Source organism: Corynebacterium otitidis ATCC 51513 (assembly GCF_000296405.1).
In the GTDB taxonomy this organism is placed as follows: domain Bacteria; phylum Actinomycetota; class Actinomycetes; order Mycobacteriales; family Mycobacteriaceae; genus Corynebacterium; species Corynebacterium otitidis.
Window position 1 is genome coordinate 542,957 of record NZ_JH815192.1, and the last position, 11,022, is coordinate 553,978.

At 73.0% G+C, this 11,022-nt stretch carries 11 protein-coding genes and 1 pseudogene; all 12 read right to left on the bottom strand.

The window, feature by feature from the left end; translation table 11 throughout:
* Window positions 1-1,030 (bottom strand): annotated as a pseudogene (locus HMPREF9719_RS02390) (ComEC/Rec2 family competence protein); the annotation flags it as partial.
* A gap of 5 nt (window positions 1,031-1,035) precedes the next feature.
* Window positions 1,036-1,719, bottom strand: a complete 684-nt coding sequence (locus HMPREF9719_RS02395; RefSeq protein WP_004600375.1) for a ComEA family DNA-binding protein — start codon at window positions 1,717-1,719, stop codon at window positions 1,036-1,038.
* Window positions 1,720-1,789: 70 nt separating this feature from the next.
* On the bottom strand, window positions 1,790-2,587 hold the full coding sequence (locus HMPREF9719_RS02400) for a DegV family protein (protein WP_004600376.1): 798 nt from the start codon (window positions 2,585-2,587) through the stop codon (window positions 1,790-1,792).
* Window positions 2,588-2,598: 11 nt separating this feature from the next.
* Window positions 2,599-3,240, bottom strand: a complete 642-nt coding sequence (locus tag HMPREF9719_RS02405; RefSeq protein WP_004600377.1) for a histidine phosphatase family protein — start codon at window positions 3,238-3,240, stop codon at window positions 2,599-2,601.
* 67 nt (window positions 3,241-3,307) lie between these two features.
* On the bottom strand, window positions 3,308-3,775 hold the full coding sequence (gene rsfS / locus HMPREF9719_RS02410; protein WP_004600378.1) for a ribosome silencing factor: 468 nt from the start codon (window positions 3,773-3,775) through the stop codon (window positions 3,308-3,310).
* Window positions 3,776-3,891: 116 nt separating this feature from the next.
* Window positions 3,892-4,581, bottom strand: coding sequence for a nicotinate-nucleotide adenylyltransferase (nadD, locus tag HMPREF9719_RS02415; protein WP_004600379.1), 690 nt, complete (start codon window positions 4,579-4,581; stop codon window positions 3,892-3,894).
* 33 nt (window positions 4,582-4,614) lie between these two features.
* The gene (locus HMPREF9719_RS02420) at window positions 4,615-5,901 is read right to left on the bottom strand and encodes a glutamate-5-semialdehyde dehydrogenase (RefSeq protein ID WP_174269513.1); all 1,287 of its coding nucleotides are present in this window, start codon (window positions 5,899-5,901) and stop codon (window positions 4,615-4,617) included.
* Between the two features lie 82 nt (window positions 5,902-5,983).
* Window positions 5,984-6,898: a D-isomer specific 2-hydroxyacid dehydrogenase family protein gene (locus HMPREF9719_RS02425; RefSeq protein ID WP_004600381.1), complete on the bottom strand. Its 915-nt coding sequence runs from the start codon at window positions 6,896-6,898 to the stop codon at window positions 5,984-5,986.
* Window positions 6,899-7,088: 190 nt separating this feature from the next.
* Window positions 7,089-8,192, bottom strand: coding sequence for a glutamate 5-kinase (gene proB, locus HMPREF9719_RS02430; RefSeq protein WP_174269520.1), 1,104 nt, complete (start codon window positions 8,190-8,192; stop codon window positions 7,089-7,091).
* Window positions 8,193-8,390: 198 nt separating this feature from the next.
* The gene (gene obgE / locus HMPREF9719_RS02435) at window positions 8,391-9,917 is read right to left on the bottom strand and encodes a GTPase ObgE (protein WP_004600383.1); all 1,527 of its coding nucleotides are present in this window, start codon (window positions 9,915-9,917) and stop codon (window positions 8,391-8,393) included.
* A 230-nt stretch (window positions 9,918-10,147) separates the two neighbouring features.
* Window positions 10,148-10,417, bottom strand: coding sequence for a 50S ribosomal protein L27 (gene rpmA, locus HMPREF9719_RS02440; RefSeq protein WP_004600384.1), 270 nt, complete (start codon window positions 10,415-10,417; stop codon window positions 10,148-10,150).
* 55 nt (window positions 10,418-10,472) lie between these two features.
* Window positions 10,473-10,778 (bottom strand): 50S ribosomal protein L21, encoded by a 306-nt coding sequence (rplU, locus tag HMPREF9719_RS02445; protein WP_004600385.1) that lies wholly within the window; start codon window positions 10,776-10,778, stop codon window positions 10,473-10,475.
* Window positions 10,779-11,022: the final 244 nt, after the last annotated feature.

The window sequence follows — 11,022 nt, forward strand, 5'->3', positions numbered from 1 at the left end:
CGAGCGCCGCCGCGCCCAGCACGACCGCCCCGGCAGCCCAGCCGGCGCGCCCGCACAGCACGAGGAAGAGCAGCCAGCCGTAGGCGACGGCGACCACCCCGGGCGCGACCTCGACCCCCGCGCCAGGGAGCCCCGCCGCGACGCGCGCGACCGTCGCCACCCAGAACGCCGCCGGCTCGGCGATAAGCAGCAGCCCGGCGGCGAGCGCCCCCAGGCCGGGCACCGACGCGGCGAGCGCGGCTAAAAGCCCCACCACCGTCACGGGTGCGACCGCGGGCCCGGCGAGCAGGTTCGCGCCGACCGCGACGAGCGAGACCCGCCCGGTCATCGCGCTGATCAGCGGCGCGGTGGCGACGTCCGCCGCGAGGGCGACGGCCATCGCCCGGCAGCACACCGGCGGCCAGCCCGTGCCCGCCCGCAGCGCCGAGGCCAGCGGCGGGGACAGCGCCACGATGCCCAGCGTCGCCGCCACCGACAGGGCGAAGCCCCACTGGCACGCGAGGTCCGGGTCGACCAGCACGAGGGCGAGGACCGCGACCCCGAGGGCGGTGAGCGGCGCGGCGCGGCCCCCGCGGAGCACCGCGACGAGCCCGACGACCCCGCTCGCGGCGGCGCGCAGCACCGAGGGCTCCGCGCCCACCACCGCGACGTAGCAGGCGAGCACCGCCAGCGACACGACCGCCCCGGCCTTCGGACTTACGCCGCACAGCGTCGCGAGCGCTGCCGCTCAGCCCGCGACGAGCGCAATATTCGCGCCGCTCACCGCCGAGAGGTGGCTGAGCCCCGAGTCGACGTAGGCCTGCTGCTCCACCGCGTCCTGGAGGCTCGTGTCGCCGAGCACGACGCCGGGGATGAGGCCCTGGGAGCGCTCCCCCACCGCGCGCTCGACGGCGCCGCGCAGCCGGCCGCGCACCCACGCCGCGAGCGGCGCCGCGCGCAGCAGCGGGTGCTCAGTACTCCAGCTAAGGATCGCGGCGAGCGCGACCGCCCACGCGGCCGGCGCGGCAACGGCGAGCAGCCTCCCGGCCACGACTCTTAGACCCGCACCTCGTCGGCGAGCGCGGCGAACTTCGCCGGCCCGATGCCGGGCACGTCGAGGAGCTGCTCAACGGAGCTAAATCCCCCGATCTCCTCGCGGTGCTTGACGATCGCCGCGGCGGTCGCCTCCCCGACGCCTTTTAGGGTGGTGAGCTCCGCCTCGGCCGCGGTGTTGAGGTTGATCGGGCCCGGCCCGCCGGGCGCGGCGGCGCCGGCGGGCGGCGGGGGCGGCTCCGCGCCGACGGCCGGCACGGCGATCTGCTCGCCGTCGACGAGGCGCTGCGCGATGTTGAGCCCGCCGAGCTCCGCGTTTCCGAGCGGCTCCGCGGCGGCGAGCGCGTCGCTCACCCGCGAGCCGGGCGGCAGGGTCACCAGCCCCGGGTGGGCGACCTCCCCGACGACGGCGACGACGATCTCTTCGGGTTCCGCCGCGGCCTCCGCCCCGGCGTCGGGCGCGGCGGCCGCGGCCTGGGGCAGCGCCTCGGGCTCGAGGGACTCGCCGCCCGGCTCTCCCCCACCGCCGAGCAGCGCGCCGATCGCCCACACCGCGGCGATAGCGGCCGCGGCGGCGCCGGCGAGCGCGAGGCGGCGCGGCGTGATCGAGATCGCCCCGCCCGCGGGCGGGTCCTGCTGCTCGGCGTCGTCGTCGAGGAGCCCGCCGAGGCGGCGCCTGGCATCCATGGCGGGCACGCTAGCCTGCCGGTCCCGCAGACCGCCTCGGGGCGCGGCCGCGGGCCTGTGGATAACGTCGCTAGTCCGCGGGTTCCTCCACAGCGCGGCGCACGGCGATGCCCACCGCGCCCGGGCCGAGGTGCACGCCGAGCGGGTGGGCGAGCTGCTGGACGGTCACCAGCGAGCCCTCCGGGAGCTTGGCGCGCAGCTGCCGCGCGAGCCGCTCGGCGGCCTCCCGGGCGGCGTGCTCCTGGACGACGACGCGGGCCGGGCGGCCCTCGGCGTGCTCCTCGGCGAGCTCGCCGAGCCGCTGGAGGGCCTTGGCCTGGGTGCGGGTCTTCGCGGCGAGCTCCACCGCCCCGGAGCTCAACGTCATGATCGGCTTCGTCGCGAGCGCCGACATCATCGCCGTGCGCGCGGTGATGCGCCCGGAGCGGCGCAGGTCGTCGAGCCGGTGGACGTACACCCACGTGCGGGTGCGGGCCAGCGAGTCCATGGCGGCCTCGTGGCACTCGGCGACGGTGGCGCCGGCGGCGGCCCGCTCGGCGGCGTCGACGGCCGCGAGACCGAGCGCCATGCCGGTGGTGCCGGTATCCGCGACGAGCACCGCCCCGTCGGGGAACACGGCGGCCGCGGTCGCGCCCGAGGACCACGTGCCGGAGAGCTCCTTCGCGACGTGGAGGGCGACGACCCCGTCGTCGCCGCCGCGCTCGAGCTGTCTGGCGTAGACGGCGCAGAGCTCAAGCGCGGAGAGCCCCGCCGTCGAGGAGCGGTCCTCGCCGGTCATGACGTGGAGCTGCGCCACGGCGATATCGTGCTCGCGGGCGAGGTGGTGCGGCAGCCCGGCCGAGGAGTCGACGACGATCTTCACGGTCATGGGACCCCACCCTATTCGCCGGGGGTCTCGTCGCCGGCGTTCCACGCCTCGAGGAACCAGCGCGAGCCCGCGCCGAGCGCGGCCCTCGTGCCGAGCTGCGCCCAGTGGCAGTTGTTCAGCCCCACGAACCACGGGTAGGAGTCGGTCGGCGCGTCGAGGAGGCTCGCGGTGAGCGCCGAGATGACCCCGCCGTGCGCGACGACGAGCAGCGTCTCGCCCTCGCGCTCGGGCGGGAGGAGGAGTGCCTCCTCGAGCCCGGCGCGGGCGCGGGCGGCGACGTCGAGGCGCGACTCCCCGCCGGGCGGCGCGAAGCCGGGGTCGAGGCGCCAGCGGGCGCGCTGCCCGGGGTAGGCCTCGTCGACCTCGTCCCTGGCCTTGCCCTGCCACTCGCCGAGCGCGGTCTCCCGGAACCTCGCGTCGAAGGAGACGCCGAGGTCGAGGCCGTCGGCGACGGCGGCGGCGGTGTCCGCGGCGCGCGAGAGATCGGAGGACACGACGCGGGCGATGCCGCGGCCGCGCAGGAGCCCGGCGGCGTCGGCGGCCTGCCGGCGGCCGAGCGCGGTGAGCTCGGTGTCGAGGCGGCCCTGCATGCGCCCGGCGCGGTTGAAGTCGGTCTGCCCGTGGCGCAGAAGGATGAGGCGGGAAAAACTCACTGGCGTGTCGCGGGGGATCGGGATGGTTGGTGATTCGCTGGGTCGGTTCGGCCCGGGGATGCCGGGCCTAGAACTCGTCCTCGTCGGGCGGGCCCTCGGCGAGCGGGATGTCGTCGATGCTGCGCGCCTCGCGCGGGTCCGAGTCGGCCTCCCACTGGCCGGGTCGCTCCGGGGTCTCGAGGCCCTCGACCTCGATGAGGGGGCAGTCGCGGTAGAGCCGGTCGAGCGCGTAGAACTCGCGCTCCTTGTCGCGCTGCACGTGCACGACGACGACGCCGTAGTCGAGGAGCACCCAGCGGTTCTCCCGGCCGCCCTCGCGGCGCTTCGGCTCGAGGCCCGCGGCGCTGAGCTGCTCGTCGACCTCGTCGACGATGGAGCGGACCTGCCGGTCGTTGTCCGCGGACGCGATGACGAACGCGTCGCTGATCGCGAGCACGTCGGACACGTCGATCGCGACGACGTCCTGCGCCTTGCGCTCGGCGGCGGCCCGCGCCGCCAGCGCGGCGACGCGCCTGGCCTCACTCGATGCTGTCACACGACTCCCTTGAGAAATTCTCGCTCCGCGCGCCCCGCGGTGTCGGGGCGCTGCCTGGGTACGGGCCTATTGTCGCACGCCGGCGGCGCCGCCGGGTAGCCCGGCCCGCAGGGCGCTTACTCGACGCCCTGGGGCTCGTCCTCGCGCATGGGGAAGCGCTCCCCCGTCGGGGAGGGCGCCGTCGCGGTCGCGCCGCTGGGGTGCGACTCGTAGAGGCCGCGCTTGGCGAGGTACTGCACCACCCCGTCGGGCACGAGATACCACACCGGCCGCCCGGCGGCGGCGCGCTCCCGGCAGTCGGTCGAGGAGATCGCCATCGCCGGGACCGTCACCAGCGAGACGCGCTCGCGGTGCACCTCGGGGATGATGTGGTCGTCGAGCTGGTAGCCCGGCCTGGTCACGCCGATGAAGTGCGCGAGCGCGAACATCTCCTCCCAGTCGCGCCACGACACGATGCTCGCCATCGCGTCGGCGCCGGTGATGAAGAACAGCTCCGCGTCGGGGAACTGGGCGTGCAGGTCCTGGAGCGTGTCGATGGTGTAGGTCGGCCCGCCGCGGTCGATGTCCACCCGGGAGACCGAGAACCGCGGGTTCGAGGCGGTCGCGATGACCGTCATGAGGTAGCGGTCCTCGGCGGGCGTGACCTGTCGGTCGGCCTTCTGCCACGGCTGGCCGGTCGGCACGAACACCACCGTGTCGAGGTCGAAGCGGTCGGCGACCTCGCTCGCGGCCACGAGGTGGCCGTGGTGGATGGGGTCGAAGGTGCCGCCCATGATCCCGAGACGGCGGGGGCGAGCAGTGGCCATGGCGACTAACCCTACCCTGCGCCGGCCGGGGCCTTAGGGCCGCACCTGGCCGGTGCCCTCGAGCACCCACTTCGTGGTGGTGAGCTCGGGCAGGGCCATGGGGCCGCGGGCGTGAAGCTTCTGGGTGGAGATCCCGATCTCCGCGCCCATGCCGTAGACCTCCCCGTCGGTGAAGGCGGTCGACGCGTTGATCATCACCGCGGCCGCGTCCACCCGGTCGGCGAAGGCCTGCGCGGTGGCGTAGTTCCTCGTCGCGATCGCCTCGGTGTGGCCGGTGCTCCACTTCGAGAGGTGCTCGAGCGCGCCGTCGAGGCCGTCGACGACGGCGACGGCGATGTCCATGGAGAGGTACTCGTCGCGCCAGTCGGACTCCCCGGCCTCGACGACGTCGCTCGCGCCGAACGCGCCGAGCTCCTCGGGGTCGCCGTGCACGGTGACCCCCGCCTGCTGGAGCGCCTCGACGACGCGGCGCTTCGCCTCATCCGGCAGCGCGGCGTCGAGCAGCGCGCCCTCGGTGGCGTTGCACACCGAGGTGCGCCTGGTCTTGCCGTTGAGGAGGATCTCGATCGCCTCGTCGAGGTCGGCATCGCGATCGATGAACACGTGGTTGTTGCCCGTGCCCGTCTCGATCGCGGGCACGGTCGCGCCGGTGACGACCGCGTCGATGAGCCGCGCCGAGCCGCGCGGGATGACGACGTCGACGAGCCCGCGGGCGGTCACGAGGTCCTGCACCGAGTCGTGCGTGTCGCAGGGCAAAAGCTGCACGCCCTCGCGCGGCAGGCCGGACTTCTCGAGCACGCCCTGGAGGATCTCGACGAGCTTCTCGTTGGAGTGCCGCGCCGACTTCGAGCCGCGCAAAAGCGGCACGTTGCCGGACTTGATGGCCAGGCCGAAGGCGTCGACGGTGACGTTCGGGCGCGCCTCGTAGACCATGCCCATCACGCCGAGCGGGACGCGCACCTGCTTCATGTGGATGCCGTTGGGCATCACCGAGCCGCGCACCACCTCGCCGACCGGGTCCGCGAGTCCCGCGACCTTGCGCAGCCCGCCGGCGATCCCTTCGACGCGCTCCGCGTCGAGGGAGAGCCTATCGAGCAGAGAGTCCGACAGCCCCGCCTCGCGGCCGGCCTCGAGGTCCCGGCGGTTCGCCTCGAGGACCTCGTCGGTCGCGGCCACGAGCGCGTCCGCCGCGGCGGCGAGGATGTCGTTCTTCTCCCCGCTGGTCAGCGCGCCGATCCGCGGGGCCACGCGCTTCGCGGCGCGCGCCTTGTTAAGAACCTCGCTGCGTTCTGCGTCACGGTCAACTGTCGTGGAAGTCATGGCCGCCATGGTAGCGACATCTCCCGGCCCTGGCCGCCGGCGTCGCACGCGCCCCGGGCGCCCGGGGCGCGAGAAAATACCTCTAGTAGCCGGCCTTGGGGTCGACCTCAGTGGGCATCTTCTCGCCCGCCTCGAAGGCGCGGGCGTTGTCCACCGCGAGCCGGCCGGTGAGCGCGTGCATCATCGGGATGGTGTTCGCGACGTGCGGGGTAATAAGGCAGTTCTCCAGGCCCCACAGCGGGTGGTCGTCCGGCAGCGGCTCCGGGGCGGTGACGTCGAGCGCCGCGCCAGCAATGGCGCCGCCGCGCAGCGCCTCGACGAGCGCGTCGGTATCGACGAGCCCGCCGCGGCCGGCGTTGACGAGGAACGCCGAGTCCTTCATCGCCTCGAGCTCCTTTTTACCGACGAGCCCGCGGGTCTCCTCGGTCAGCGGCGCGAGCAGCACGACGTAGTCGGCCCTACCCCACACCTCGCCGAGCTCGTCGAAGGTTGTCACCTCGTCGGCGCCCGCAACGTCCCTGCCCGAGCGGTTGACGGCGACGACCCGCACCCCGAACGGCTCGAGCAGCTCGATGAGCCGGCGGCCGATGCCGCCCGCCCCGACGATCGCGACGGTCTTGTCGTGGAAGAGGAAGTCGGTCTTCTCCTGCGCCTCGTCCTGCGTCGACCACGAAGCCCGGGCGGTCGCGAACTTGTAGAGGTGGCCCGCGCCCAGCATGAGCGCGAGCGTCGACTCCGCGACGGTGTCCGCGTACAGGCCGCCGGCGTTCGCCCAGCGCACCGCGTCGGTGAGCAGGCCCGCCTCGGCAAGCCCGTCCATGCCCGCGTACGTCGTCTGCACGAAGCGGATGTTCTTGGGCAGCTCGGGCAGGTCGCCCGCCCCGCCGGAGAAGAACAGGAAGTCCGCGTCGTCGACGCTCTCGACGCGCTCGTGGCCCGCGGCCTCGAGCTCCTCGGCGGGCTCCTCCCACACTTTGGGCAGCATGACGAACTTCATCGGCGCGCTCACATCCTTTATAAAAACTCAACGAAAAAGGTGGTCTAGCTAAGCGCCCCGGCCGCGTGACAGCGGCCCGGCGGCTGGCCCCCAAGGATAGGCGCGCCCGGGCCCGTCGCGCCGGCGAACGGGCCCGGGCCCGAGCTCCGCGCGCGGCGGCGCGCCGGAGCTCAACGGGATCGACGGGTCGTTAGGGATCGATGTCGTAGTCGGCGAGGTAGTCGACGTGGATGACCGAGCGCCGCTGGTTCGGCGGCAGGTTCTCGGTGCGCTTGCCCTTCATCTCGTTGAGGGTGTCGGAGCCGAAGTTCACCTCGCCGCGACCGACGACCTCGCCCTCGGGGCCGACCAGGTCGACGATCTGGCCGCGCTCGAAGTTGTTCTCCACGTCGGTGACGCCCACGGGCAGCAGCGACTTGCCGCCCTCGCGGATCGCCTCGACCGCGCCCTCGTCGAGCTTGAGCGTGCCCTTCGACTCCGCGGCGTAGAGCGCCCAGAACTTCCACGCCGAGAGGCGCTCCGGGCGCGGGTCGAACACGGTGCCCACCTGCGCGTCCTCGAGCGCCGGGCCGATCGACTCCGCGGAGGTGAGCAGCACCGGCACCCCGCCGCGGGCCGCGAGACGCGCCGCGGAGACCTTCGAGGCCATGCCGCCGGTGCCCACGGCCCCGCCGTCGCCCGCGACGACGCCCTTCAAGTCGTTGCCGTCGCGCACCTCGGAGATGAACTTCGCGCCCGGGTCCGCGGGGTTGCGGTCGAACAGCCCGTCCACGTCGGAAAGGAGGATGCACGCGTCCGCCGCCGCGAGGTGGCTAACAATCGCGGCGAGCCGGTCGTTGTCCCCGAAGCGCATCTCCGACGTCGCGACCGTGTCGTTCTCGTTGACGATCGGCACCGCGCGCATCTTGCGCAGCTGGTCGATGGTGCGCTGCGCGTTGCGGGCCCGCACGCGGTTCGCCGCGTCCGAGGCGGTGAGCAGCACCTGCCCGATCGTGCGGCGATAGCGCGCGAACGACAGGCCCCACTGGTGCGCGAGGTGCACCTGGCCCACCGCGGCGGCCGCCTGCTTCGTCGCCAGGTCGCTCGGGCGCACCTTGAGCCCCAGCGGACCCATGCCGGCGGCGACCGCGCCGGAGGAGACCATGATGACGTCGGAGTCGGCCGCCATGCGCGCCTGGATCGCGTCGACGAGCCGGTTGATCTTGTTCGGGTCGACGGTGAAGTTCTCGTCCGTCAGCGACGACGAGCCGATCTTGACGACGATGCGCTTCGCCTGCGTGATGCGCCGGCGCATCTCGGACTCGTGGCCGAACGCCGCGCCGTGCCCGCTCGCGCCCGGGAAGTGCGCCTCGTCCGGGGCGCCCTGATAGGGGGCGAGGGGAAGCGAGTCGGGGTGTGTCGGTTCAGAGGTCGACGAACTCATGGTTTCTCATCCTAGCGAGAAGACCACCGCCCGGCCGCCGGGCCGCGAAAGCCCACTATGTCCGCCCCGCTAGCCCTGCCAGCGCTCCGTCGAGCCCTCCTCGCTCTCCTCGTACTGCTCCTCGTCGATGAGCCCGCGCCGCGCCTGCGAGGCGCGCTTGCGCTGCGCGGCGGTGGAGCGCTCCGTGCGCTCGAGGCGCGGGTCGTGGCCCCGCGAGGTGAACGTCACGTCCTCCGCGGTCGGGGTGAGCGGCTCCCACTCGAAGCTCACCCCGCCGATCGTCACGGTGCAGCCCTCCACCGCGCCGGCCGCCTTGAGCGCGTCCTCGATGCCGGCCTTGTTCATCCGGTCCGCGAGGAAGCCCACCGCCTCGTCGTTCTCGAAGTCGGTCTGCGAGATCCAGCGCTCCGGCTTGCGGCCCCGCACGACGAACTCGCCCGGGTGGTCGACGTCCGGGAGCACCTCGAAGTCGCCGGCCGGCTCGTCGACCGGGCGCGGCCGGATGACCTGCACCGGGGCCGCCTCCCCGCGGCGGGAGCGGCGGCGTTCGCGCTCCTGGTCCCGGCGGTGCTCGGTGACGATCTCCAAGAGCTTGTAGCGCAGCGGATCGAGCCCCTTGCGCGCCACCGCGGAGACGATGAACACCGGCCAGCCGAAGCGCTCCTCAAGCTCGGGCACGACAAACTCGGCGAGCTCCTCGGCCTCGGGGACATCGGCCTTGTTGAGCACCACCACCCGCGGGCGCTTGCGCAGGTCGCCCAGACCGGTGTCCTCCTCGAGCGCGTCCTGGAACTCGCCGAGCTCATGCTCGAGGGCCTCGATATCGCTTACCGGGTCGCGGCCCGGCTCGATGGTCGCGCAGTCGACGACGTGCACGAGCACCGAGGTGCGCTCGATGTGGCGGAGAAACTCCAGGCCCAGGCCCTTGCCCTGACTCGCGCCGGGGATGAGGCCGGGCACGTCCGCGACGGTGAAGGTCTCGTCGCCCACGCCCACGACCCCGAGGTTCGGCTGCAGGGTGGTAAACGGATAGTCCCCGATCTTCGGGCGCGCCGCCGACAGCACCGAGATGAGCGACGACTTCCCCGCCGAGGGGAAGCCCACGAGCCCCACGTCCGCCATGGACTTCAGCTCGAGGACGAGCTCTCGCTCCTCGCCCGGCTCCCCCTTGAGGGCGAAGCCCGGGGCCTTGCGCTTGTGGTTCGCGAGCGCCGCGTTGCCCAGGCCGCCCAGGCCGCCCTCCGCGGCCATGAAGCGAGTGCCCTCCTCGACCAGGTCGGCGAGCGTGTTGCCCGACTGGTCCTTGACGACCGTGCCCGCCGGCACGTAGAGCACGACGTCCTTGCCGCGCGCGCCCATCCGGTTGTCGCCCGCGCCGTTGCCGCCGCGCTCGGCCTTGATGTGCGGCCGGAAGTGAAAGTCGAGCAGGGTGTGCGCCTGCCCGGAGACCTCCAGCAGGATGTCCCCGCCGTGCCCGCCGTTGCCGCCGTCCGGCCCTCCGAGCGGCTTGAACTTCTCCCGGTGCACGGACGCGGCGCCGTGGCCGCCCGCGCCGGCCTGCAGGTAGAGCACCACGTGGTCGACGAACTGCGCCATGATCCTTAAGCCTAGAGCCTTTCCATAGACAGACGGCCGCCCCGCGGCGCTGCCGCGCGGGCCTCGGTAGACGAAAAGCCCGCCCCGGGTCCGGCCGGCGGAACCCTGCCGCGTCGTCGCGACGGGCGGGGTCCCGGCGGCCGCCAGCGGGGCGGGCCGGGGCGTCGTCGCCTCCCCTAATTGATGCGGGGAGGCGCCGGCGCCGAAGTGTTACATCAGGGAGAAAAGCCCTAGGCGGTGGCCGCCGGCTCGTTCTCCACGATGTTGACGGTGCGGCGCTTCTTCTTCGTCGCGAACTGCACCTGGCCGGTCTTCAGGGCGAAGAGCGTGTCGTCGCCGCCGCGGCCCACGTTGACGCCCGGGTGGAACTTCGTGCCACGCTGGCGCACGAGGATCTCGCCCGCGTTGACCTGCTGGCCGCCGAAGCGCTTAACGCCGAGGCGCTTCGCGCGGGAATCGCGGCCGTTACTAGTGCTCGATGCACCCTTCTTAGTAGACATGTCGGTGTATTCCCTCCCTAGCTGTTCGCTCGCGGCCCGTTATCGGCCCACGATCCTACTTGATGCCCGTGATCTTCACGACCGTGTGGCGCTGACGGTGGCCCTGGCGCACGGCGTGGCGGGTCTTGTTCTTGAAGTGCAGGATCTTCACCTTCGGGCCCTTGGTCTGGTCGACGATCTCGGCGTCGACGGAGACCTTCGCGAGATCCTCCTTCTTGGAGGTCACGGTGGAGCCATCAACGGTGAGAACCGGGGTCAGCGAGATCGCCGTACCCGGCTCACCCTCGAGCTTCTCGACCTCGACATGGTCGCCTTCGGCGACCTTGTACTGCTTTCCGCCAGTCTTGACGATCGCATACATCGGAGGGCTACCCCTTCTACTTCCTCATCCTCGGCTCGGGCCTGGCCCGACTCGTTCGTGTATTTCAGCTCTCGACAGCGCGAGACGCGAGCGCCAAGGCTCCGCTCCGGTCGGGCGAGCCCCAGGCACAATGACTGTGGAATGATACCCCAGCCGCCGCGGCTACCACAAACCCGCCCGCCGGGCGCGACGCCCCGCTAGCGGCGCGTCGCGCCCGCGCGACGTGCCCGGCGCCGCCGGCGCC